The sequence below is a fragment of the Paenibacillus alkaliterrae genome (genome assembly GCF_021532375.1).
Taxonomy (GTDB): domain Bacteria; phylum Bacillota; class Bacilli; order Paenibacillales; family Paenibacillaceae; genus Pristimantibacillus; species Pristimantibacillus alkaliterrae.
In genome coordinates, this window is sequence record NZ_JAKGAP010000010.1 from 34,120 (window position 1) to 58,492 (window position 24,373).

A 24,373-nucleotide genomic window follows, 5' to 3' on the forward strand; every position below is an offset into this window, starting at 1 on the left:
AAGAAACCCCACTATCGTTAGAATTACAATTGCAGAACAGGAATTTGCTGTTTGACGCCTTTATTCAAGCTCGGTCGGCCGACGGAATAATAAACGAATGCGGTTCCGAGCAAATCTTCCTCTTTAAACACATTGCGTCCGTCGATCAGAATGGCCTGCTTCATGACGGATTGCAGCAGATTCAGATCCACTTCCGCGAATTCATCCCATTCCGTCAGTAAACAAAGTGCATCTGAGTCTTGTGCAGTATCTAGCGCCTGATTGCACCATATGACGCCTTCCTTGCCGTATAAGGCCTTGAAGTTTTCCATAGCGATAGGATCGTAAGCTTTCACCTTCACGCCGTTCTCTACCAAATATTGAATGATTTCGAGCGCCGGTGAATCGCGGACGTCATCGGTATTCGGCTTAAAGGCCAATCCCCATACCGCGACTGTCTTACCTCGCAACTGGCCGTCAAAGATCGTCTCCAGCTTGCGGATCACATTAAACCGTTGATCTTGATTCACTTCCACAACTGAGCGCAGCAGCTTGAACTCGTAATCGACGTTACCTGCGATTTGGATAAGGGCTCTGGTATCCTTCGGAAAACAGGAGCCTCCATAGCCGATTCCGGCTTTAAGGAACGACTGTCCAATCCGCTTATCGTAGCCCATCCCTTCCGCAACCTTCGTCACGTCTGCGCCTACCTTCTCGCAAATGTTCGCAATCTCGTTGATGAACGAAATTTTCGTAGCGAGGAAGGCATTGGAAGCATATTTAATCATTTCTGCGCTGCGAATATCCGTCACGATGATTTGCTCCGTCAGCGGCCGATGCAGCTCTACCATCGTATCGGCTGCGCTCCCAGTATCGGCACCGATGACGATCCGGTCCGGATTCAGCGTATCGTTGACGGCAGAACCTTCGCGCAGAAATTCCGGCAGTGAAATGCTGTCGAACGGCTCGGATGTGCGGGTGCGGATCAACTCCCGGATCCGTTCGTTCGTGCCGACCGGTACCGTGCTTTTTACAGCGATAATTTTATAGCCGTTCATCGCTTCTGCGATATCAAGGGCTGCTTGATTGATATAAGCCATATTCGCTTCGCCGCTTAGCATCGGAGGCGTTCCGACAGCCAGAATGATAATGTCCGATTGACGCACCGCTTCGATCAGATCGGTTGTGAAAGCGAGTTTTCCGGCGGAACTGTTCTTATCCGCCAATTCCTTCAGCCCCGGCTCATAGATGGGAATCTCGCCAGCCTGCAGCGTCTCGATCTTCCCAAGATCCTTGTCGACACAGATGACTTTATTCCCGAGCTCCGCATAACAGACACCCGATACGAGCCCGACATAGCCGGTGCCAATGACCGTAATGTTCATTCTCATCACTCCCTTTATTGCAATCCGTCACTTATACAGCACATAATTGCATAATTTCATTCCAATCGAACGTAAGCCGGACGATATCTTCTTCAACAAGCTCCGACCCGGTTTGCACCTCAATGATGTCCATTTCCGTCTCCGCCCGCAAACTGTGCATGCTCTGTTTCGATATAACGAGTACATCTCCGGCCTTAATCGGAAACCGCTTATCATTCAGAACCATCTCACCGTTGCCGGAAACGACGGTCCATACCTCGTCTCTGAGCAGATGGTATTGGTAGCTTAAATTTTTGCCCGGCCCTATGCATATCCGTTTGGTCAGCACTTCTTTCCCGTCGGGATATTTCAAGTAATCGAGCACCCTGTAACGGCCCCAACGCCTCTCCTCGTACATCGGACGCTGATCTGCATGCTTCATGACCTCCTTGATCATCGGGCTTGATGCCTTGTCCGAGACGAGAATGCCATCCGGACTCGCCGCGACGATGACATTGGATAAATTAAGCAGCGTAATTGGAATATCCAGTTCGTTGATAATATGCGTATTGGATGAATTGTCGGTAATGATTCCTTTGCCGATCAGCGGGGTAGCAATTTCCTCCGTCAGCGTGTTCCACGTCCCAAGATCCTTCCATTCCCCCTCGTATGACAGCGCGACGATAAGATTGGCTTTCTCCACCACCTCGTAATCGAAGCTGTTCTTCGGAAGCTTGTCATACTGCTTCACCATCTCGTCATATTGGATCGGAAGCCCGTGAGAAATCAGAATATTAATGATGAAATCCAGCTTGAATGCGAAAACCCCGCAGTTCCATAGCGCTGCCTGCTCAATCATGACCGCTGCTTCTTCTTCGCGGGGTTTCTCCCGGAAGCTATGTACATTCACATATGGCGCGTCATATGCGGTCCCGCTTTGCGGCACGATATACCCGTATTTCTCCGAAGGATACGTCGGTTTTACTCCCATAAGCGCCAAATCCGCGCCCGACTCGTTCAAGACCCGCTCCAGTTCTTTGGTCTTGTGGAAGAACGACTCCTCAACGTAAGGGTCGACCGGCATGACCACGACCGTTTCATTCAGGTTGACGCCTTCAACCGAATACAAGTATGCGGCCGCCAGCGCGATAGCAGGATACGTATCCCTTCTTTCCGGTTCGACGATCACTTCAATCTCGCTTCCAAGCTGGCTGTGGATCATTTCAACCTGCGGCTTGCTCGTTGCAATTAAAGCATGATCGCGAAGCCCGGCACTCGCAATCTGCCCCCAAACCCGCTGTACCATCGACTCAAGCTCGCCTTCCGAATTCCTCAGCACCTTTAAGAACTGCTTGGAACGGGATTCGTTCGACAGCGGCCACAGGCGTTTGCCCGAGCCTCCTGAGAGAAGAACAATCTTCATAGTAACTCCTCCTAAGATAGTAGTTTACTGATTTGCGAAGCATTCGAATTTGCTGTCTGCCCTTCATTCTTCACAATCAATTGGGCTGACCCGATGCCGCTTGTCCATGTTTGATAATAGTTGGAGTTCTTGCCGTACGAATTGTCCAGCAGCGTATTGGGCTTGTCCATTAAGCAGGATAAGATATGGCCATGCAGCCTTGACGTCTGTACCGCCCTGTAGCCGCTGAAGCGCTTGACTGCTTTATCTACCAGATAATCGGTGTACCTGCCCCAAATCGCCTGCATTGGCAGCGGACTGCCGCCTTTCTTAATCATTCTGACAATGAGATTAATCGATTTCTGCTCCACCCGGTTATACAAGGAGTTCCAATCCAAATAATCGCCGCGCCCCGCCGATTCGAGCTGCTCCTGCTGGGTCGTTTTCTCAATATCCGTGCGGAAGAAGCAGAGCAGATCTTTGCCCGGGCTGTCTTTGTGCCGGATCGGCCATAATTGATGGGCCATGTCGGGAGATAAATAAACGTTGCATTTATGGAATTTCTCGGTTGCAGTGCGATAGGACAACGTGTCGCGGACATAGAGATGAATATCTTTATGTCCATTGAATATTTGCGCCGTCCGGTCGAATTCTGACTCTTTCTTATAAAATATCGTCTGTGGAAGCATCACGATCCGATGGTACGGATAGCTGGTAATCATTTTCTCGCGCAGCTTCTGATGCGCCGGATACAGGTCGCCGAAGTTCCCTCCCCCATGGAGCACGATGATATGATCTTTCGGAATCATCAGCGAATCGGGAAAATCAAGCACGCTGTAGCGTGCGCGGACGCGAATATTATAATCCTTGAAGAACGCTTCCGTGCCTTTCATAATGAGCAGGTCGCCGCCGTTGCTGTGGACGGGAATATCGATATAGAAAATGTTGGAGCCAGGCGGAATGACATTCAAAATTTGGCGAAGCTTATTTTTAATTCCATCCATAGGGTGAACATTCGGGGTACTCTGCATGACAACCCTCTCCTTTACGTTGTTTTCTCTAGAGACTCCAATTGACATTCCGTTTGACTTCCTTTGCCGGTACTCCCGCTACAAGTGTATAGGGCTCCACATCCTTCGTTACAACAGAACCCGCCGCAACAACGGCACCATTACCAATGGTGATGCCTTTTAAAATCGTCGATTTACAGCCGATCCAAACCCTGTCGCCAATGAAGACCGGCTTCGTCGATTCGGTACCTAAAAGTTGATGATAATCGGTATCTATTATGGACACATCCCAGGAAATCGCACAATTATTCCCTATCTTTACATGCTCTTTACACCTGATTTCAGATCTTCGATTAATAAATGTATGATCGCCAATCTCGATCTTCGCTTTTTTCGATTCCAAATAAAAGCCGGTATCTTTATGCAAGATGACGTTTTTCCCGATAATCAATTTGGAATCTTTAGCTTTGGATACAACGACTCTACCGCAGACCCGAAGCATGCTGCCTCCCTGTTCCAGCTTCATTCTAAACAACATGCCGAGCAAAATACGGTATCCATATCTGACAAATTCCTTAAGGCTTCTCTTTCTTTTATCCATGATGCCCATCACCTGAACTCGTAATAAAATTTCGGCCGTTCCTCCAGAATCACCTTATAGATGTCGTAGTTGGTCGCCATGATCCCTTCCAGGTATTTCTTATACGGACGGTCGGCGACATTCACAATGCCTGAGTTATAACGTTCTCCCCAAACTCCCTGCCAATATCTTCCCAGACCTGCCTGGTCCACATAATTGAACACATGAGCTCCCACAATGTAGTCCAGACTGGCTGCCCCCTCCACATAATTCCGGTAACGCATCCCCCTCTGAAACTGGTTCACGGCCGCATTTGGAAGGAGAGGCTTCAAACCTTGTTCCGCCGTACCGTAACCGAATTCGCTAAGCAGAATCGGTTTGCCGCCCGACTTCGTGTACACATCTTCCAAAAGATCGGTTTCGAGCTTATAGCTGTAATAGTTGATACTGATGACATCCACGTATTTCCCTTCCACCTCTGCCATAACGCTCCGAAACTTCTCATTGTGGAAAGGCGTCGTTATCCAGCGGTCTCCGAGAAGAAGATGATTCGGATCATATTTGCGGTAGATCCGCGAAACCGTTTCGAAGAACGTATCCAGATAATACCTGAAAAATGCGTCCATATCGCGCCAAGCCGGCGATGTATTGAGCGGCAGCTCCGCTTCTTTCAAGTCTTCAAAGGATTGGAAGCTTGTCCCCCAACTGCTGTTGAATTTGTCTATGTCTTGATATTTATCCTTCAGCCTTTGAACCAAACGTCCTTTGATCGCCGCTTTGCTTGCCTTCAGCTTCGGCACATGGGAATAAAACTTATGGAAATCGTATTCGTTGTCGATGAAATACCCGATCAGCATCGGATCATCCTTGTTCGGCTTGAGTGCTTTTGCAAACGACTTATCGATCTTGACTTCCGCATTCGGCGCAAAAATGTCGAATATCGAAATCCCATCAATCTTTGCCCAATTCATGCTGCTCAGCGGAAGCGTCCGCACGTAAGGCAAGTTGTTCTCATTGCCGTATTTTTCAGGTGAAAAGCCTCCCGCACTGTTGAATCCCCATTTCCTGAGGCGCTCGGCCGCTTCCGAATAAATAGAATGCTCAGTTGGAAATACCCCTGTTTTCCGGTATTTGTTCGCCAAATAGAACGAGAAGTTATCGGACCCGATAAATGCCGGTTTATATTTCTCTTGTTTAGAAGGTATCGATTCGAACAGCTCCTCTCGGCCCTTTACCATCGTAAAGGTTTCATGGGCTGTAAGTCCGTTCACCCCTAAGCTGAAAAAGAGATTGCCTTCCGGTGTTGTCATCACTTTGCGGCTTCCCATCTGCTGAATGGCAAAAAAGCCCGTTTCTTGCAACCCGTATTTTGCCGCACTGCCTGCCAGACCACCGTACCGGTCACGGTCCGAAGGCGGTGATAAACTGTCGTAATAGGAGGCGTCTGCCTCGGCATCCGCTTTCAGTTGCTGTTCGTTTATCACCTTCTCGGGAAATTTCGCAGAGGTCATTTGACCGAACCTGTCCACTTGAATTTGGTTGCTTGCATTGAGCGCATATTTACGAATGGGGCTTGGCTCCATACCTTTCTTGACGGCATAGGTTTCCAGCACGTTATAACCTGTGAGCTTGAGCGGTTTGGAATAGGGCTGGAAGACGGGCGCCTTATTCAAACGGTAAAAAATCTTTGCCCCGCTCGTCGCCGTAGACAGTACAGTCTTCAGTGATTCAGTGCTTCTAGTCGACTGAACGTCCACGGAAGCTGTGCTTCGATTGAACATGACATTCGAAACTTGAGGCGACCAAGACATAGCCGATCCGTGCAGCTCGATTTTCAAATACCTCGTATCCGCCGGCAGTGACGAAGCCTCGTAAGCGTACTTCTGCCAATTGGCTACTGGATGGCCTACCGAATAAGCTTCAGCAGAAATTTCCGTATAATCCTTTCCATTCTCCGAAATGAAGAACCGATGCTTCTCGATGGCATTTCCAGTAAAAAAGTAGCTGTAGACCATGAAGGAAGAAATATCGTAATCCGTATGATAAATGATATTCCCGGGCTTTGTTGAGATACGCGCCATCCGATTCGAATCGTTGCCGAAGTAATAGGGAGTACTTCTCTCAATATAAATACTAGAGCGGCTGGCAATCTGTTTGAAATTGTCAAGCGGATCGTCAAATCCGACTGCCGCATCCAAAGAACCTTTCGTCACATACCGGTAAGTGGAAACCCTGCTGGCCGCTGCTTTGCCCGAAGCCGAATGGTTCACGGCAGTAATCTTTAACACAAGTTCATTCACCACTTTAATCGGTGAAGAATAAAGCTTGCGTGTAAGAGACGTTCTGGGGTCGCTGCCGTCCGTGGTGTAATATACGGTATCTCCGGCATCTGCTCTTTCCAACATGACCATACTGCCGTAAGGGACGAACCCCGAAGGCAGGTTGGCATTGACGCCCGACGGACCATTCAGCACCACTTTCCCAATTGACGGCGATTTAGCGATATCGCTGCCCGTGTATTCTATTTTCATAAATCTGGTATCCCCGTGAAAGTTTCGTACTTCGTACACGATATAATTTTTGTTATCCCCGTCTTCGTAAATTTGCGGAGCCGCCTTCTCGTAATTCATGCCATCGCGGGAAACATAAAAATTCGGATGATTGTACGGCCCGTTGTTCGGACGATAGTACGTGTATAAGGAAAAAGTTCTGATAGGACCGTTCGTCCGGTAGGTCAAGTATTCATTAGATGCATAGCTTCGGTTCACCCGGGTGGGATCATCGGCATCCGAATATACTTGTAGAGAAAGTTTCTCCGAACGTTTGTAAACACGACTCCAATCCACAAGCTCATCAACTACTATTTCGGAAGTAGTTGAGATGTTTGCAAATATGTTTGTCGGCATAAGGGTTATAAGTAAACTGAAAATCAACAGCAAAGACAGCCGCGAACAAACTTTTCTCATTACGTTTTCTCTCCTCACCACCACATATCTCTTTTCTCTAGTTATAGGTGCGCAATACTCCGCTGATCAAACCGTTATTGTATATAATTTTGCTTATATTGCGGAAAATCCGATGCTTATCGAACAAAAAAATGATCGTCAACAGAAGAAACACCGGAACCTTCAGGACCGATTTGACGAAAATGCCTGTTTTCCGCTCCGAGCTGACTGCACTGCTCACACCCTGCCAATAAATCCTTCGCAGCAGCCATTTTCTGCTGACTCTGCTGCGCGGGATTTTGTGCCGCACCCAGGCATGAGGTGTGTAATAGACGCTGTAGCGGCTGCGGATTCGATCAATGAGCTCGGCTTCCTCGCTTGAAAGCAGATTACTTCCCACTCTGCCCAAATCCTCGCGAAAGGGTTTAAGCGAATTGAACACGGATTTACGAAAGGCAACATTTGCTCCGAATGGTATGGCCGGATTTTGCATTTCTACAATTTCATGGGAATAATCCAAAATGGTATAGAGCGTCCGGTTTTCCGGCAAAAGCCAAGTCGGCTCCGCCCCTTCCCATGCCGGTTCGATTTTGCCTCCGACGCAGCCGATCCGGGGATCGGTCTCAAATAATGAGACAATTCCACTAATCCATTCTCTGGAAGCCACAGCATCATCGTCTAGGAATAGCACATACTCGCCCTTCGCCTCGCGAATCGCACGATTCCGGGCTACGGAGAGCCCCAGCCGTTCTTCATAAACATAAATAATCGGGATGCTTGTCATCTGATTGACTTCTTGAACAACCTGTTTGGTGTTGTCGGTGGAGCGGTTGTCAACCACAATCACCTCAAACGCATCCGTAAAGTTTTGCCGTAAGAGACTTAAAAGCGCTTCTCTCACATCCTCAGCTCTGTTATGGGTGCAAATCGCTACCGTCGCTTTCATGCATTCACCTCGTAACGTTTTGTTCCGGTATAAACTTTTATCATTTTTCCGGCTATCCCCTGCCAGTCCAGTTCTGCCAATTTTTTTGAAATATGCTTCTCTGCCTCGTTCATATTCATATTGACTGACATCGCCAGCGCCTTGCGCAACCCGTCCGGATCAGCAGGATCGTATAAGATTCCGCATCCTTCGGAAACATATTCGCTGAGCGAGCCGAGCTTTGGCGCAATGACCGGCTTATAATGAGAGAGAGCCAGAATCGCGCTTCCGGAAGTCGTAATCTGGTTATAAGGCAGCACCATAACATTACCCGCCCGTAAGTAGTCGACAAGTTCGTGATCATCCACAAAATGAGGATAAACCTTGATTCTGCCGTCGTTAATCGGATCGATGTAATCCAATCTATAACCGTCATCCACTTTTCCCGCTATCAGCAGTCCAGCCGACTCCAGCTTACTCGATAAAAAAGCTTCGACAAGCTTTTCTATTCCTTTATAAGAGTTAATTCTGCCGAGAAATAAGAATAGAAACTGTTCCGGCGGAATGCCGAACCGCTTACGGATATCCGTCCCTTTGCCGACATAGGCATCCACGTAATGGCCATGCGGTGTGACGACCAGCTTATCAGCGCTCACCCCGAACGTCTCGATAACTTCTCGTTTTACCGTTTCACTCATGATGAATCCTTTGTTGCAGACGGACAAAATAAACTTTCGCATCCTATAATCCCATTTCGTTTTACCCGTCGAATGCGGCCAAACATTGTGAACGGTCCAAAATAACCGTACACCCCGGACTTTCAAAAACAAGAGAAGTGCAGCAAATAACAGAGACTTCACGATCGTCAGGGGGAAATTGGATGCCTGATACGAGTAACTGGGCCAATGCATATGGACGATGTCTCCCTTTGCAGGTTGAAGGGTATTCTTCTTGTCGTAATGTTCCACATGCAAACCGTTATCCTCGATGGACTTTGTCAGCAATTCGGAGTATTTATTAAATTCGCTAACTTTTGGCCACATGTAAACTGTTGGGTTACTCATCCATTCCACCTGCTCTTCCCGCTCTTTTAATGATGTTCTTCTCTCTCAGACGCCCGATCAAAAAGCGAAAATCGTCTTTATCAAAAAGCATACCGGCAAACCGCACCTTAAACACGACCCTCATCGCTGCTATCGTGATCAGCATTCTCACCATCGCACCGATGACCAAAGCAAGGGCAATTCCGTTCAGACCGTATAAGGGGGTGAATACAAAAAACAGAAGGATTGTAATCGCTAGTGCTATGACTTGCCGAACCAGCACGAGACCCGGGCGACCCAATGCGTTGAACGAAGTTGCCAGAATCCATGATGCGCCTCCGAGAATGCATTCGATAGAAAGAAAATAGAAAGCAATGCTCGCCTCCAGAAATTCCGCGCCGAATAAAATGCCCATCAGGAATCTGCCGACGAATATGCTCGGTACGACCACGATCGTCATCAGGATCAGCGACAATCGGAAAGCCCGGCCGACGGTTGAGATAATCTTGTCCTTGTCCAGCCCAGTCAATTTGGGGAAGATGACATTCGAGATGGCCATCTGAACCGCATTGAAGACGCGGGACAGAGCATAAACGACACTATATAGACCAAAATCCCGCGGTGTGAGCAGAGACAGTATAATAATTTTGTCAAACTGTGAGTACAAGGTTCCGAGCAGTTCAACGCCAAATACTCTGCTTCCGTAACCGAATAACGATTTTGCAGCTGCCCGGTCAACCAGGCGTTTGAACCAATTAATTCTCAGCTCGCCCCTCAATTGGTACAAGGACCAAATGACGACCAGCAGCGTCGTAATCAGGTAAATGAATGAGGCAGCCTGGATATCCAGCACTCCGATCATGAAGAGTACGGTGATACCTGCCAAATTAAACAGCGGAACGAACAACCTCACACCGTTATAGATTTTGAAGCTGTCTGTGCTTTGCGCAAGTGCCGCAATCAGATTGACCGCAAGCAATAGCGGCAGTGTCAGCACGGTGTACCACTGGGCGATTCTAATAATGTCGACAGGATAGTTGCCCAGCCAAACCGGAAGATAGATCCATGAAATGACGCCGACAGTTATGCTGACCGGGAGTTGGAACAGAAAGCCTGCCCTGATGAATTCCGCCCCTTTGCCGGCATGCCGCTTCATGTTGTAAATCAGGGAAGTGGGAAGTCCAAAGCCAACTATCCCTACCAAGAAGGTCGGCCAGAACAGAATCGCCGAGAACTCCCCTTTGCCTTCGACGCCGAACATTCTCGCCGTCACGATGGAGGTCAGCGTGGTGATGACCATCACCATAAAATTAGTTGCGCTTGTACGCAAAATCGTTTGAACAAGACCATTCCCTGTTAATATTTTACGGATTGCCAATTGTGCCATAGACTACCTTCCCGCATTGCAATATCGAATTATATAATTCCGTATGCCGTTCAAGCAGCGATTGTTTGGTAAACCTGCGGCTATGTTCCAGGCATTGTCTTTGAATCGTTCTTTTTTCATCGGCCGAGAATAAATAATATTCCTTTAACTTGTCTTTAATGGCCCCTGAACTGCCCGGAGAAAACAGAAATTGGCTGCGATCCAGTACAACGTCCGGAATTCCTCCTACTGCAGCGGCGTATACGGGCGTGCCGACTTGATAGGATTCGATGATGACCCGCCCGAACGGCTCTTCCCAAATGGAGGGAACAACTGTGACATCTACTTGGGCCATGAGTTCCCGCGCCTCTTTCGGCTTCACTTTACCGGTGAACACGATGCGGCCGTCATTCCGGCACAAATCCGAAAGCTCCTCTTTCAGCTTGCCTTCACCGCATACATAAAGCCGCTGGGCCACCTCTTCCGGAAACGAGCGGACGGCATCGATTAATTCACGGACCCCCTTCTCCGGTTCAATTCTGCCGAAATAGCCAATGCGAAGCGGCTTATGCGCAAAATCTTTCTCTCCCGCGACGATGTCACCAACCACTACGTTCGGAATGACCAGTTTTTCAGCATTCGGAAACAATCCCGCTTCCGTATGACGGTTCAGAATGTGCGAAGATATACCAACAACCGCGGATACCCGTTTGCTGAATCCAAGGGAAGTCAGCTTGTATAACCGCGACATCAGCGGATTGGATATTGGCGAGCTGACTGGCGAGATGAGTGAGTAATCCCTTAATGTATGAACGATCGGTACACCCGCTTTGAAGAAAGCTGTCCATATCCCGGCCCCGAAACCGGACAAATTCTGAGTATGAACCAAATCAGGTTTTAACTCCTTCAACAAGTTCGTCACAGTCCCGATTTGCATTGGATTATACAAATCGGCAAGTCTGCGAGCCGCTTTATTCAGCTTGCCCCGTTTTTCCGTATCGCCGATCCAATACAAATTGTTGTAAGGAACACGATGAACCGTAACCCCGTTTATCAACTCTGATGTTATACCGGCGTTTCTCTTTTGTCCTCCTGTCGTGAGCACATGTACGTCAGCCACTTTCACAAGCGTTTCGGCTAAGATTTGTGTCGATATTTCCGCACCGCCAATAATATGCGGGCTGTACAAACTATTTACAATAACGATTCTCATGCCTTACGTCTCCATTCGCTAAAGATGAGTCTAATGGGAGGTATCAGACCTTTAACCCGAACGGGCATACGTACTGGCATACCGGTACGTATGGCTTCCGTTTCGAACCCACCCCCGCGGATGAACCCTAACAACACCCAAAAATCCAGAAAAGCATAAGAATCAAAATTCATGACGAGTGAAATGCATAACGCAAAAGCGAATTTCGAATACGAATTTTCCCTACAGCTGCGAAAAATCGAAACCAGAAATCCTGCAAAAAGGATAACCCCGATAAGACCTTCCTCAGCGAACACCTTCGACACCATATTTCTCGACGTTGCGTCATAGGGATTAATAAATACCAGATCGTGCACTTCACTGAATTTCAATCCGCTGCTGAAATACTGCTGCAGGAGGGAGGCAAATTCCGTATAATAAAAACCGCCGCCTACTCCAAAAATCGGATATCTGGCAAATTCTATAAAACCGATGGCCGGAAACACGAGCCTAATAAAAAATGAATTATCATTATTTATTAATTGATTGAAATTGAACTGAAACCGCTGCGTAAAATAGCCGCTTACCTTAAACGTTTCAATCAGATAAGGCACGCCTACAACAACAACTAAGGCGCAGACTGTCAGAACGACCAGCATCCGGCCTCTGTTCTTGTTCGTTACCAGTACATAAATGACCAGCGCGGTCAGCAGCACGGTATAAGCGTAAGCGGAGAAGGAAAGTACCATAAGCAGCATAACAGCGATAAGCAGGTAGATCTGCTTTCGAAACCCCTGTTTATACAGGAAGAACATGATTAGCCCGCCGCTCAGCATATGGATCGCCGCCCATGAAGGCTCGCCCGACAGCATCTGAATCCTACGGAGATACACTTTATCCGCGAACAGTCCCGTAAACGCACCGGAAAATCCGTTGCGGATGAAAAATGCATCGATTAGCTGCAGAAAACCGGCTGCAAGCGGAGGAATAAAGGCTATAGCAATACTTTTAGCGATGCCGCTTCTAATCTCCGGATCTTCTTTCGCTTGTTCAGCGACATATACCGAAACCCGGTACATTGATAGACCAAACAGAAGCGTAATAATATGCGACGCACTGCTGGCAATATCACCGTTTCCCGTTGCAACGAGCAAGGAATGCCCGATGCTGTACATCACGAAGATGAGAAAGAATGCATCCCCCTTCTTGAACCTGAAGTCGGTAAACAGGAGCAGGACGGAAGCAAGGAACATCGGAAACATGGATACCGGCCTATAGACCGAGAAATTGATAAATGGCAAGCTGTCGTACGTCAAGAGCATCAGGGATAACATAAATAGCGCAATAACAAGATTTCGAATAACCAACACCTGCTCTTTGCGCAATGGCCCTACGATAGAATCAACTCCAGATTTTTACGGGTCACGGAGCTGCTGAAATGATGGGTCACGTAACGGATCGAATTGCGCGATACTTTTTCGTTTATCTCATCGTTGTCCAATAATAGGAGTACATTTTGTACCATCTCTTCATTCGTTTCACAGACGAACAGATCCTCATGATTGATTGCGTTGATGCCTTCACTGCCGATCGGATTGGTTACGACCGGAACTCCCCAAGACATAGCCTCGACGACCTTCGTTTTAATTCCTGTGCCAAAAAGCAGCGGAGCGATCATTAGAGCGGCATCGCTTACGACCCGCTTAACGTTATCCACTTCGCCGGTTACGATAATGTCAGGATAGGCCTGCTGCAGCCTAAGCACTTCGGCAGTCGGATTTTTTCCAACGATATAGAACTTTGCTTTCGGTGCCTGCTGCTTTATCCCGGGCCATATCTGCTCACAGAAATAAACGACGGCGGAGCTATTGTGCGGGATGTCCATTTTCCCTACAAAGACGATCTTGTTCCTGTCGTACGACCTGGGATTCCCCGTCATTTTCTTATCCGGGTCGAATCTCATCGGGATGCCGAGACAAGAGCGATGACTGACAATTTGCCGGAAGGTCTCCGCTTCTTTGGGAGAAGTAAAGATAAGGTGTTGGAAATTATGGGCTGCATGTTTCTCGTACTTGTGCAGCAGCTTGCTTTCGAAAGCGACAAGCCATTTTTGAATGTACTTCAAATTTGCAAACCGCTTGATACCGGATGGAAGCTTGTCCGAGAAGCCGCCGAATACGGACGGAATGTACTGAAACCATTGAAGCTGCCGTTCATAGCGCAATGACAGAAGATCATCGTAGCTGAGCACCCTTTGTCCGATTCCGTCTGAGACATATTCCGCTACACGCACCATATCGTAAAAGATGAATTCCGGCTGCTCTTCCTTGATCATTTCTTTGATCAGCCGATGTGTTCTCCGGGAGTAATAAACGGATACTTGCAGCGGCCACCTGCGCATTAACAAGGAATAGACCAGGACATTGAACAGCTTTTCGGCCATACCGGGCAATTGCAAACATACCAAGCGAGAAATCGCATCCGGCTGATCCTTCAGGTACTTATTGTCATCAACAAAAGACAAGTTCACGATCTGACATTCGGGATAAATATCTTTGATTTGATAAATGTATTGCTGAAGCAGGTTTTTTCTGCCGTCCGTATTTGGAAACGGCAGCCGGTTCGTAATAAACATCATCTTTTTCATTCATTTTCCGCCTTAGAAAGCATCTTTTGCCCCAAGGAGCACTTTGAATGTCTTGAATATGATTTTCAAGTCAAACCCAACGCTCCGATTCTGGATGTACCTCAAGTCCAGCTCAACCATTTGTTTAAAACTTAATTCATTACGGCCGCTTACCTGCCAAAGTCCTGTACAACCAGGTTTAACCGTTAAACGCAGCTTGTCGTAATCTGTATATTCCGCAACTTCCCTTACAAGAGGAGGTCTTGGTCCAACCAAGGACATTTCGCCCCGGAGCACGTTAATCAGCTGCGGGAGCTCATCAATGCTTGTTTTTCGTATGAACTTCCCGATTTTCGTAATCCGCGGATCGTTCTTCATCTTGAACATAGCGCCTTCAATTTCATTCTGAGCGAGCAGTTCTTTCAGCTTTTCTTCCGCATTGCTTACCATGGAGCGGAATTTATACATCCGGAACGGCTTCTCGTTCTTGCCGATCCTTGTTTGATAGAATAATACGGAGCCTTTCGGATCCTCTATTTTAATCAGAATAGCAATGATAACAAACAGCGGACTTAACAGAATCAATCCAAGCAGCGAACCGGTTACGTCAATGGTACGTTTGAACACCGAATTCAGGGAATACCTATAGTCATTAGGAGTGTTCAATACCACTTCATCGCGATACTGCGGATGCATCATGGTTACTCACCCCCTATGCCGATTAATTGTTTCCCAAGCTCCCGTTCCAACAATTCTCCAAGCTCGCTTAAGAGCTTATGTCGAAGTTCGTTATTCCGGAGCGCAAAATCGACCGTTGTCATAATAAAGCCGAGTGTTTCACCCACATCATAGCGCTTGCCTTGGAAGTCATAAGCGTAAACGCCTTTATCCATATTCAGCTTTTGAATCGCATCGGTCAGCTGAATTTCTCCGCCAGCGCCAATCTCTTGCTGCCCTAAATAATTGAATATATCCGGAGTCAGAACATAGCGGCCCATAATAGCCAAGTTGGATGGAGCCTGTCCTTTCGGCGGCTTCTCCACAAAACGGTTCACTTGATAAAGACGGTCCATCGTCTCGCCAGGATCGACAATCCCGTACCGGTCTGTCTGATCCGCATTAACGGTTTGAACGCCGATGACCGAACGTCCGGTACGCTCATACTGCTCGATCAGCTGCCTTGTGCAAGGAACGTCGGCCTCTACGATATCATCGCCAAGCAGAACAGCGAACGGTTCGTCTCCGATAAAATTGCGGGCGCACCATACGGCGTGGCCGAGCCCTTTCGCTTCTTTTTGCCTTATATAATGAAGATTTACATTGGAGGATTTTCTGACTTTTTCTAAAATGTCAAGCTTCCCTTTACTCTCCAACGTATATTCCAGCTCAAACGCAATATCAAAGTGATCTTCGATCGCACGTTTACCTTTACCAGTCACGACGATGATGTCTTCTACCCCTGATTCAATGGCTTCCTCTACGATGTACTGAATGGTGGGCTTATCAACGATTGGAAGCATTTCTTTCGGCATCGCTTTCGTCGCCGGCAAAAACCGGGTACCAAGTCCTGCAGCAGGAATAATGGCTTTTCTCACTTTTTTCATTTGATTTCACCCTATCCTATTTATATTTTTATATTCGCATTGTACCGAGATGCTAAAAATGCGAGCTATGCTTTCCTTGTCTCTGAGAGCATAGCTCGGATTTTTAGAAAAAAATCCGAGGTAAAAATAAAGATTGTTAGGGCATTGAACCCTTCCTCACGTCACGCCCTTGACGATGAACGTCTAAGGTCGGCTGACCCACAGCATGACCGAGTGCCTCCGGTGATAAAGGTGCAGGAGACATTACCTCTATTCCAGCTGCCGTTTGACCGGCTGAAGGACGTTAGTTGTAATAGGAATCTAAATTTTTAGGGCTGCTATTGTTTAGCACAACGCCGATGAGTTTAGCATTCACATGATCCAAATAAGCTTTTGCCTTGAGCACGGCATCTTTTTTGATTTTGCCCGAATCAACAACAAGAACGACGCCATCGCTTTGGCTTGCCACGAGCTGAGCATCGGTAACGAGCATGATCGACGGTGTGTCGATGATGATCACGTCGTATGTTTCCCTCACTTTCTCAAGCAGTGCCTCCATACGATTCGACGACAGCAGCTCTGATGGATTAGGCGGAGTCGGACCTGCGGCAAGGACCGACAGATTCTCCGTATTCGTATGCTGGATGACATCCTGCAGCTCTTTTTGACCCAGCAAGGCGGTCGTCAGGCCTTTTTGGTTGGAAATTGTAAAAATGTGATGCTGCGCCGGTTTTCGCAAATCCGCATCGATCACCAGCACCCGTTTGTTTGCCTGAGCGAAAGTGACCGCCAGATTGGCGCATGTTATGCTTTTTCCTTCGCTCGGTTTGGAAGAGGTGACCATAATGATTTTCAGTTTATCGTTGATCGTTGAAAACTCGATGTTTGTCCGCAGCATCCGATACCCTTCGGAGATTGGCGATTTCGGATTTTTTTCCGTAATAAGGTTCCATTTACGTGTCAAGCGAGACATTGCTTTCCCTCCCGGCTCTTGGTGTTAGCGGGGCTTTGCTGCCCCGTTCAGTGGCGTCTCTTTCTTTAAACCTCGGAATCGAAGTCAGTACCGGAACCCCAAGCAGCATCTCGATGTCTTCTTCATTCTTGATCGTGTCATCCAAATAATCCAGAAGGAAGGAAATGCCTACGCCCGCCATCAAAGCCAGCATGAATGCGACGGCAATATTCATAATCGGATTCGGAGCCACCGGGCCGCGCATCTCGTTCGGATCGGCCTGGTCCAAGACGGAAACATTGTCAACCTTCATCAGCTCAGGAACCGATTTTTGAAAAACGATCGCAACCGCGTTGGCGATATTGGCCGCTTTCTTATAGGAGTCTTCCCGGGCGGTTATGGTCATGATCTGCGTTTCATTAACCGAACTGACACTTACCTTGCCAGCGAGCTCACCGTACGTCTTCGCAAGCTCCGGGTACTCTTTGATAACTTTTTTCATCATACGAGGCGTTTTAATGATTTCTTTATAGGTTTTGATGAGTCCGATCGTGGAGTTAATGGAGCCTACGTCTATGCTTGGAAGCAGCAAGCTGCTGTCCTTGTAGTCGTTGATGATTAGTGTAGCGGAAGCTTGATACTGCGGTTCGATGAAGTTGAAGGAGTAAATGCCGATGGTTAGACAGCTTACCGAAATAATCAAAGCAATCCATAACAGCCTTCTTTTGATGATGATCCAATATCTTTTTAATTCCAACTCGTTTCCTCCGTTACTAGTTAAGTCATCTTGCCATTAAGTTCGAGAAAATTATTCTTATTGAATATTAATATTTATAAGTTATTCAAAACGCGAACTTTAAGGTATCGTTTTTTCAGAGAATCATTGAGCCAGATGGCTTTCTTATCACGGTTATGTAGTTGCTTATTTACTTATGTTCATAAATTCATCGACCGTTCCGCCATTCATAACATGCTCCATCATATCTTCCGAGCGAGCCTCATGTCCCACCCTCTTGAGCAGCAGCGATACAAGCTCAGCCATATTGACGGGTTCGTTCCGAGGCGTATAGCCGGTATACATAAGAAACTCAGCTAACGATCTCGAATCCTTTTGCCTCTCTTGATTTAATAGAGAAGGATCTTCGGATAGTATTTTCAAAAATTGCTTCAGCCGTACCCGCTTCTGCTCCACATTCGAAACATTCATCTCTGACACCCTCCATTTTTCAACCCTATCGTTCACTTAAGATTGCTACAAATCGACAAATAATACAAGCTTCATTAGGAGGTTTTAATATTAGTAAAATATAATTTTTGCCATACCATTTGATTTTTCTCCCAACAGGTTTCAGGAGTCATGTTAGCATTGCTTCCGCTGTGAGTCTAAGTATGCCACAGATTTTTGTAATTCTTGAGGGAATAAAGACATGTTGTCGATTAGACATTTCTGCTCATTTTCAAAATGGTTTTCATAAGTACGGTCTCCTAATTTATCGAATTAGAAAATTTTAACTTTTCTCATTATTAGTGCCTGAACAGATAAATTTGTCATTTGGAAGCGCTTTATGTATGTTTTCAGATATTCCTTCTTCAGACTTATTCCGTATATAGCTAAACTGACTCTTTCCCTTGTAAAATAACGGTTATTGACTGCTCATTTCTATTATTTTCATTCAAATTTCTTTACTTTTAACGCTCTATTTATGATTTAATAAGGGACTATTGACCAGCGTCCTAGAAAAATAGGACTCAAAAACACCATTCGACATCATTCACATTAGTTTGTTGCATAATCATTTCTTTACAAGGAGCCGTCTTTTTTTGTCTCAAACAATAAAAAAACAATCATTTCCGTAAAAAATGGATCTGCTTGGTCCCCTTAAACTGCCTTATGAAGGTTTGAATAAAGCCTGCTTGGCTCCTTCCCCGCAAAAATAATAACCTGTTAGGCTTTTCTTACCATTGCTCTATAGCACTGGCTGTAAGCGCTTCGACAGGCATGCTGACAAAAGGCTTATTTTCGATTACACAATGCGCATTGGCGCGCTATACTGGATTTATACATTAACTCCTCGTTCCTTAATTCCACTCTTGACCCCATTGCTGGAGGAATAGACATAAACACGAATTAACTGATCATCATTAATGGTTGTGTGTCAATCGTCTGTGGTGCAAAAAGAGGAGATTGGAGGATAGAGATGGAGGGAAATAATAAGTTCTTAATCAGCCGGAGAAAGCTGTTGGCGGGAATGGCCGCAATTGGTCTCAGTTTTGTGAGCGGCGGTGTTATAACCCGTCTTTCCGACAAGAGCTCGAATGCAGGAGTAAGTGTAAGAGATTACGGCGCCGCCGGCAATGGAGTGATAGATGATACGGCAGCCTTTTGATCTGGTCGCCGGTGTATCCAGTCCCAGATATGTCCTTTTTGATTCCTGCAGCTTTAAGGAGATTCGCCGCGTACTCAGCGCACCAGGCAACATGAAGGGTGCCTATCATAACTACAAGTTCAGATACTGCTCATTTACGGTTTATGGCACCGATGTGTTGTTTGAAGGCAGAATCATTTGGATACGATCGTGGAAGAAATACCGGCGCAGCTGACGGTTCGGAATAAGGCGAACATCCAAATTGCCGGTGAGCAAAAAGGAGCCGTATTCGGCGGCAAGGTTAACGGTTTTATGCGTTATGACCGTGGAGAAGTCATTTTTGAAGATTACTCGTTTCATAAGATCGTATCATTAAGTAAGGATTGGAATAAATCTTATGACATCCCGCTGTCGTCCATGGTTAAAGGCGTTTATTTGCACCTTTCCATTTTGTATTCGACGAGCGGAAATCCGGACAGCGGGGTGACTGTTTCCATGTCTGGTTCTTCTGCGTTAAGCTTGCCGAAACTTCCTTTAAGCGATGGTTCCCTATTTATTCATGCACTCAGTACGACTTACACAGCTTTTACACCGAAACAGATGTATGATTTAATGAGTCGAGCGCAGAAGGATTGAACCGATGGTTCAATCCTTCTGCAGTTGTCTACCTTCAATCCCTTTTCTTTTGTCCGATCAGTTCGACGAAACAATGATGTTATCGAAAACAGCCGTCTGATTATACGTCCGTAAACCGAAGTACCCGCTGGTCAAGCTGTAGTCTCTAACGCTGATTTTCATCACGCCGTTCACGTAACCTTTGAGTGAGCTTCCTTTCAACTCCAGCTTCAGCAAATACCAAGTGCCTGGAGCGGCTATCATATCCGCTTCCCCGATGTTGCTCCAATTACTGCCTAATTTTTTGTACAGTTGGACTTTGTTCTGATCATAATTAATGCGCAGGGTGTACTTGTTCGAGAAATCGGAATTTGCCCGGGCAACCAAGCCGGAAGAAGATTCGGTCATTTTATTGTCAAACGCTTTAACGGCTATGGTTATGGAGGCGTCGGAGTAGGTCGAACCGCTAACCGTTTCGGCAATGCCGGTGCCCGATTGTTTCAACACTTTATTGCCGGCGTCAATGGCGTCGGCACTCACGTCGTTGGTTAAGGTCCAACTGCCGCTCAAAGAGGTCCAGTTGCCCGAACTGTTGTTTTGGAAGCTGTCGCCAAAATTTTGCGGTTCGAACATGACCGCATCAGCCCTGTAGTTGGAACCGCTTCCAATGGCCGTCAACTTCACATATTCTTCCGGTCCGCCGGCGAAATACACCGTATCAATCAGACGCCACCGCCCACCCGCTATGGTCGTCTGGTCGATGGATACGGTATTCGTCCCCCCATTGTGATAGACCGTATATTGAGCATTCGTCGCCGAACCATGATGGTACGGATATCGGACATACACATTGTAGTATCCCGGCGTCGAAAAGTTAGGCTTCCACGTTGCCGTACTTCCGATGGCACTGCTGTAACGGGAGCTGTCGCCGTAACTGCCGTCCAGCGTACTAGTCCCCCATGATCCCGTCTCGGTATAGCCGCTGCTTCCATTATCAACGATGATCACGCTTTTCGCCGTAATTGGGCCGATGATGTTGGAATAAGGGGAATACGAACCATGCACATTTTTCGCTTTCACCTTATAGTAATAGCTTGTGCCGTCCTGGGCAGACGCATCGTCGAAAATCGGTATGGTAAAGTTATGATGGCGCGGTGCGGCAATATCGTCCGTCACGCCGCTGCCGACTGCTGTCCATGGACCGAAAGAATTTGTCGAACGTTCAACGTCATAAGCGCTCGCTCCCGAGACACCCATCCAGGAGAGGTTTTGCACGGAATCGGCAGGGAACATAACAGGCGCATCCGGCGCCGGCCAAGGAGGAACGGTTAAACCTTTCATCGAGTACGCATACTTGCGCAGCAAGTTGATGATGGCTGATTCGTTCGCCCAATCACCGCTTGCAAAACCGGGATAGCGCAAATAGGACCACTCGGTTGAATTTTTTCGGGGAAGAGGCCAATGCCATCCACCCATCTTGTGATGGTGCATGCTGCCCCAGAACATCGCGCCCGTTGTTCCATTGTTCTGAACGATGTTCAACAGTTGTTCGGTTTCCGTGAGGGAGTAGTCGCCGAATTCGCCAATAATCAAAGCTTTTTTTCCTTTGGTTTTATCTTGCCACTCCTTGAGCTTTGAAACCATATCGACATTGTGGTATTTGTAAATGTGCGGATCAATGATATCAATATGGTTGTCATTCAGTGCATTGGCCTTTATTCCCTGTGCCCGAACATATCCTCCATCGGCTACAAGGTGGTTGGAGTCAAGGCTCTTTATATACGCAGCCATCTCGCTTACCCAGCTATCCGTGGAGGTAAGTTCGTTACCAAGCTGCCATGCCAGAATGGCTTTATCGTTTTTGTACTGTACACCCGTATACGTATTGGTCCGATGGATCACATATTCAATGAAATTTTTGAAGTCCTGCTTCACTGTCGGATCGCTCCAAAAATCACCCGCCGTTTTCCCGCGGAAAGCCGCCCAATCGGCAATCCCTCCGATGTAGTTGTATTTGTCCACGAAAGGCACAATAAGCCGAATATTGTGCTGGTTTGCCAATTGAACAATTTTATCCAGTATCTTGAACGAGCTTTCATTATAATCGCCGGGCCCCATCACATGGCGGAAAGTTCCTGCGGGATCGCTGCTCATTTTCACCTCAAACGGATACAAGCGGATTACGTTAATCCCCGAGCTGCCGGCCGCGCGAATCGCATCCTCAATCTCCGACGGATCAGACCATGCTCTATTCAATAAAGGAACGTTGGTTCCGGTAAAACGAAACGTGGACGTCCCCTCCTTCAACGTATCTCCACTGCGCGTAATAAAGTCTGTGAATCCCGCTTGAACCCGGACCGTCCACAAATTGAAAAAGCAAACAAACGAAAGCAGCATAACGGCCAAGGACAAGGCGACGAGTTTCAACCATTTGTTCATGCCATTATTCCTCCTAATTATTTGTATACGATCATCAATATGAACGACACCTCCAGATTGTGCAAGCGCTTTCGATCGGGTATCACGACACGGCCAAGCAGCGTCATCATTTCCGGAGATGCAAGTAGAGTTAGGTAATTCCTATACCTTAAAACTATGAAGCTGGCGGTAACTATATCACCAGCGTAGACACTCCGATCGAAATCGTTCAATAGCTTCTCTCAAAACACAGCCTCTTACGCGTATCGCCTTCAGAAACCATAAAAAACGTCAATTATTCAATGGTAAACACATATAAAACTTCTTAAAATCACATAATAATATTGACTGTTGTGGTATTTAAATATAATATCAAAGCTAATACGACTTAGAATGAGGAGAGGGGTATTTTCATGACATCCGAAACCAAGCGTAAAGAAGCTAATCAGCATGCCATTTACAAAGCAGCGGAAGCTTTATCTATTTTGGGAGCGCATACAACTAATGATCCGCATCAAGCTCTATAACGCCCTCGCTAACGTAAACAGCACGCCATCGCGCCCCGGAAGCCCATATAGAGCTAGACACTAGCTCTGTTCCTAACAAAAATAGTGGAGCAGGGACCTTCCCCTGCTCCACTATTCAAATCCTTCCGCCTTATAGCCACAGCTTAACCGTCTTCACCTCATAAGGAGTCAAGTCGAATTGCAGCTCATTTCCATTGAACGAAACTTCTGCCTCTGCCTCTTCCTCCTCCGTCAGGTTGCACAACATCGCCTTTCGGATTGGATGGCCGCATAGCAACTTAATCCCATTGGAGCGATATTGCTTGTACTCATATATGCGTAAAATAATAGCATCGTCATTCTCCGCTTTCTTCACCGTTTCGATCATCGTATGCTCACAATCGAGCTGTACTTCCGCCGTGAAGCCTCCGCCATCGCGCGGTCCAACGAGAAAACGAAGAGACAGCTTCTTTTCCCGCCAGCCCTCCGGAATCGTGACCGTCGCGCGGAACCAAGCCGTTTTGTCATAACCGCCCCAAAAATCGCCCAGGGTGTAGTCCTGCCATAGCGAATCGTCAAAGCCCGGCTGGGTATACGACTCTTCGCGATTTTGAATCGCGTCGAAATCGCCTTCGATATATTTGCTCGTCACCTCTGCGTTGTCACCCTTTATTTGGTTGGACAAACGACAATCTGAACGCCAACCTCTTCAATCTGCTTTAAAATCTCCGGATCGACCATATCGCTCGTAATCAGCATGTCCACATCTTGAAAGCTGCTAAACGCAACTAGCCCCTGCTTCATAAACTTGCTGTGATCGGCGAGAATGACCACCTTCTGACCCGCCGCGATCATCGCCCTCTTGATCTCCGCCTCGTAAATATCGGAGCTGGTGAAACCTTTGCGCAACGAGATGCCCGAGGCGCCAAGGAAGGAATAGTGCGCATTATATTTTTGCAGCTCCATCTCCGCTTGCGGACCGACTAAGCTCATCGACTTCTTGATCAGCTTGCCGCCGAGCACAATAATGGCCGTCTCCTCGTTCTGGCTGCACTCCTCCGCTACATTCATGCCGTTCGTTACAACCATTAAATCGGATTTCTGCTTCAAATGTCTGGCCATGCACCATGTCGTAGAGCCTGAATCCAGAATAATGATCTGCTTCTCGTTCACGAGCTCCGCCGCTTTTTTGCCGATGGCATCCTTCTCGTCAAAAAAATGCAGCTTCCTTTGCTGAACCGGCAGAATCGATAAGCTTTCCACCTCTTCGCTCAGGATGGCGCCGCCATAATTTTTGACGATCAGCCCTTCGCGCTCTAATTGATTCAAATCTCTGCGAATCGTTTCCTCCGATACGTTGAATTCCTTCACCAAATCGGATACCTTCACGCTGCGCTGCTCGAAAAGACGTTCTTTTATTTTATTTCTTCGTTGGATTACGATCATAGTCATGTCCCCTACACCAGTATTTTCTCTCCCAACTATGCAATAAAATAGAACA

The 24,373-nt window shown here is 47.1% G+C and carries 21 protein-coding genes; 2 read left to right on the forward strand and 19 right to left on the reverse strand.

What is annotated here, in order from left to right:
* Positions 1-23 precede the first annotated feature (23 nt).
* From L1N85_RS05715 to L1N85_RS05790, 16 genes are all read right to left on the reverse strand, one after another.
* Positions 24-1,364: a UDP-glucose dehydrogenase family protein gene (locus L1N85_RS05715; protein WP_235235860.1), complete on the reverse strand. Its 1,341-nt coding sequence runs from the start codon at positions 1,362-1,364 to the stop codon at positions 24-26.
* 31 nt (positions 1,365-1,395) lie between these two features.
* The gene (locus L1N85_RS05720) at positions 1,396-2,766 is read right to left on the reverse strand and encodes a sugar phosphate nucleotidyltransferase (RefSeq protein WP_235235862.1); all 1,371 of its coding nucleotides are present in this window, start codon (positions 2,764-2,766) and stop codon (positions 1,396-1,398) included.
* An 11-nt stretch (positions 2,767-2,777) separates the two neighbouring features.
* Entirely contained in the window at positions 2,778-3,776 is a 999-nt protein-coding gene (locus tag L1N85_RS05725) for a polysaccharide pyruvyl transferase family protein (RefSeq protein WP_235235864.1), read from the reverse strand.
* A 28-nt stretch (positions 3,777-3,804) separates the two neighbouring features.
* Positions 3,805-4,356 carry an acyltransferase gene (locus L1N85_RS05730; RefSeq protein ID WP_235235866.1) on the reverse strand — a complete coding sequence of 184 codons (552 nt, stop codon included), beginning with the start codon at positions 4,354-4,356 and terminating at the stop codon, positions 3,805-3,807.
* Positions 4,357-4,364: 8 nt separating this feature from the next.
* Entirely contained in the window at positions 4,365-7,301 is a 2,937-nt protein-coding gene (locus L1N85_RS05735) for a chitobiase/beta-hexosaminidase C-terminal domain-containing protein (RefSeq protein ID WP_235235869.1), read from the reverse strand.
* 37 nt (positions 7,302-7,338) lie between these two features.
* Entirely contained in the window at positions 7,339-8,226 is an 888-nt protein-coding gene (locus tag L1N85_RS05740) for a glycosyltransferase (RefSeq protein ID WP_235235871.1), read from the reverse strand.
* A complete protein-coding gene (locus L1N85_RS05745) occupies positions 8,223-9,269 on the reverse strand; it encodes a glycosyltransferase family 4 protein (protein WP_235235873.1) in 1,047 nt (348 codons plus the stop codon). The genes L1N85_RS05740 and L1N85_RS05745 overlap by 4 nt, the downstream gene beginning before the upstream one ends.
* On the reverse strand, positions 9,262-10,635 hold the full coding sequence (locus tag L1N85_RS05750) for an oligosaccharide flippase family protein (RefSeq protein ID WP_235235875.1): 1,374 nt from the start codon (positions 10,633-10,635) through the stop codon (positions 9,262-9,264). Before L1N85_RS05750 ends, L1N85_RS05745 begins: the two co-directional genes overlap by 8 nt.
* The gene (locus tag L1N85_RS05755; protein ID WP_235235877.1) at positions 10,613-11,827 is read right to left on the reverse strand and encodes a glycosyltransferase family 4 protein; all 1,215 of its coding nucleotides are present in this window, start codon (positions 11,825-11,827) and stop codon (positions 10,613-10,615) included. The genes L1N85_RS05750 and L1N85_RS05755 overlap by 23 nt, the downstream gene beginning before the upstream one ends.
* The gene (locus L1N85_RS05760; protein WP_235235880.1) at positions 11,824-13,173 is read right to left on the reverse strand and encodes an O-antigen ligase family protein; all 1,350 of its coding nucleotides are present in this window, start codon (positions 13,171-13,173) and stop codon (positions 11,824-11,826) included. The genes L1N85_RS05755 and L1N85_RS05760 overlap by 4 nt, the downstream gene beginning before the upstream one ends.
* A gap of 23 nt (positions 13,174-13,196) precedes the next feature.
* A complete protein-coding gene (locus L1N85_RS05765) occupies positions 13,197-14,453 on the reverse strand; it encodes a glycosyltransferase family 4 protein (RefSeq protein ID WP_235235881.1) in 1,257 nt (418 codons plus the stop codon).
* A 12-nt stretch (positions 14,454-14,465) separates the two neighbouring features.
* Positions 14,466-15,131, reverse strand: a complete 666-nt coding sequence (locus L1N85_RS05770) for a sugar transferase (RefSeq protein WP_235235883.1) — start codon at positions 15,129-15,131, stop codon at positions 14,466-14,468.
* 2 nt (positions 15,132-15,133) lie between these two features.
* Positions 15,134-16,036, reverse strand: a complete 903-nt coding sequence (galU, locus tag L1N85_RS05775; protein ID WP_235235885.1) for a UTP--glucose-1-phosphate uridylyltransferase GalU — start codon at positions 16,034-16,036, stop codon at positions 15,134-15,136.
* A 283-nt stretch (positions 16,037-16,319) separates the two neighbouring features.
* Complete coding sequence (locus tag L1N85_RS05780; protein ID WP_235235887.1) at positions 16,320-16,988, reverse strand: CpsD/CapB family tyrosine-protein kinase; 669 nt, start codon at positions 16,986-16,988, stop codon at positions 16,320-16,322.
* On the reverse strand, positions 16,969-17,724 hold the full coding sequence (locus L1N85_RS05785) for a YveK family protein (RefSeq protein ID WP_235235889.1): 756 nt from the start codon (positions 17,722-17,724) through the stop codon (positions 16,969-16,971). The genes L1N85_RS05780 and L1N85_RS05785 overlap by 20 nt, the downstream gene beginning before the upstream one ends.
* Before the next feature lie 165 nt (positions 17,725-17,889).
* Positions 17,890-18,174, reverse strand: coding sequence for a hypothetical protein (locus L1N85_RS05790; protein WP_235235891.1), 285 nt, complete (start codon positions 18,172-18,174; stop codon positions 17,890-17,892).
* A gap of 991 nt (positions 18,175-19,165) precedes the next feature.
* Here L1N85_RS05790 and L1N85_RS05795 point away from each other — a divergent pair.
* A complete protein-coding gene (locus tag L1N85_RS05795; RefSeq protein ID WP_235235893.1) occupies positions 19,166-19,354 on the forward strand; it encodes a hypothetical protein in 189 nt (62 codons plus the stop codon).
* 177 nt (positions 19,355-19,531) lie between these two features.
* A complete protein-coding gene (locus tag L1N85_RS05800; protein WP_235235895.1) occupies positions 19,532-19,969 on the forward strand; it encodes a hypothetical protein in 438 nt (145 codons plus the stop codon).
* 57 nt (positions 19,970-20,026) lie between these two features.
* On the opposite strand, the gene L1N85_RS05805 is transcribed toward L1N85_RS05800, so the two are convergent.
* The 3 genes from L1N85_RS05805 to L1N85_RS05815 all read right to left on the reverse strand — a co-directional run bounded on the left by L1N85_RS05805 (position 20,027) and on the right by L1N85_RS05815 (position 24,318).
* A complete protein-coding gene (locus tag L1N85_RS05805; protein ID WP_235235897.1) occupies positions 20,027-22,387 on the reverse strand; it encodes a golvesin C-terminal-like domain-containing protein in 2,361 nt (786 codons plus the stop codon).
* Between the two features lie 636 nt (positions 22,388-23,023).
* Positions 23,024-23,524: a glycosyl hydrolase-related protein gene (locus tag L1N85_RS27515; protein ID WP_235235899.1), complete on the reverse strand. Its 501-nt coding sequence runs from the start codon at positions 23,522-23,524 to the stop codon at positions 23,024-23,026.
* A gap of 17 nt (positions 23,525-23,541) precedes the next feature.
* The gene (locus L1N85_RS05815; protein WP_235235901.1) at positions 23,542-24,318 is read right to left on the reverse strand and encodes a DeoR/GlpR family DNA-binding transcription regulator; all 777 of its coding nucleotides are present in this window, start codon (positions 24,316-24,318) and stop codon (positions 23,542-23,544) included.
* Between the last annotated feature and the right edge of the window lie 55 nt (positions 24,319-24,373).

Excerpts from the sequence above, each read along its gene's own strand:
- L1N85_RS05715 (WP_235235860.1), bottom strand. The coding sequence starts at position 1,364 with ATGAACATTACGGTCATTGGCACCGGCTATGTCGGGCTCGTATCGGGT.
- L1N85_RS05720 (WP_235235862.1), bottom strand. The coding sequence starts at position 2,766 with ATGAAGATTGTTCTTCTCTCAGGAGGCTCGGGCAAACGCCTGTGGCCG.
- L1N85_RS05725 (WP_235235864.1), bottom strand. The coding sequence starts at position 3,776 with ATGCAGAGTACCCCGAATGTTCACCCTATGGATGGAATTAAAAATAAG.
- L1N85_RS05730 (WP_235235866.1), bottom strand. The coding sequence starts at position 4,356 with ATGGATAAAAGAAAGAGAAGCCTTAAGGAATTTGTCAGATATGGATAC.
- L1N85_RS05735 (WP_235235869.1), bottom strand. The coding sequence starts at position 7,301 with ATGAGAAAAGTTTGTTCGCGGCTGTCTTTGCTGTTGATTTTCAGTTTA.
- L1N85_RS05740 (WP_235235871.1), bottom strand. The coding sequence starts at position 8,226 with ATGAAAGCGACGGTAGCGATTTGCACCCATAACAGAGCTGAGGATGTG.
- L1N85_RS05745 (WP_235235873.1), bottom strand. The coding sequence starts at position 9,269 with ATGAGTAACCCAACAGTTTACATGTGGCCAAAAGTTAGCGAATTTAAT.
- L1N85_RS05750 (WP_235235875.1), bottom strand. The coding sequence starts at position 10,635 with ATGGCACAATTGGCAATCCGTAAAATATTAACAGGGAATGGTCTTGTT.
- L1N85_RS05755 (WP_235235877.1), bottom strand. The coding sequence starts at position 11,827 with ATGAGAATCGTTATTGTAAATAGTTTGTACAGCCCGCATATTATTGGC.
- L1N85_RS05765 (WP_235235881.1), bottom strand. The coding sequence starts at position 14,453 with ATGAAAAAGATGATGTTTATTACGAACCGGCTGCCGTTTCCAAATACG.
- L1N85_RS05770 (WP_235235883.1), bottom strand. The coding sequence starts at position 15,131 with ATGATGCATCCGCAGTATCGCGATGAAGTGGTATTGAACACTCCTAAT.
- galU (WP_235235885.1), bottom strand. The coding sequence starts at position 16,036 with ATGAAAAAAGTGAGAAAAGCCATTATTCCTGCTGCAGGACTTGGTACC.
- L1N85_RS05780 (WP_235235887.1), bottom strand. The coding sequence starts at position 16,988 with ATGTCTCGCTTGACACGTAAATGGAACCTTATTACGGAAAAAAATCCG.
- L1N85_RS05790 (WP_235235891.1), bottom strand. The coding sequence starts at position 18,174 with ATGAATGTTTCGAATGTGGAGCAGAAGCGGGTACGGCTGAAGCAATTT.
- L1N85_RS05795 (WP_235235893.1), top strand. The coding sequence starts at position 19,166 with ATGGAGGGAAATAATAAGTTCTTAATCAGCCGGAGAAAGCTGTTGGCG.
- L1N85_RS05805 (WP_235235897.1), bottom strand. The coding sequence starts at position 22,387 with ATGAACAAATGGTTGAAACTCGTCGCCTTGTCCTTGGCCGTTATGCTG.
- L1N85_RS05815 (WP_235235901.1), bottom strand. The coding sequence starts at position 24,318 with ATGATCGTAATCCAACGAAGAAATAAAATAAAAGAACGTCTTTTCGAG.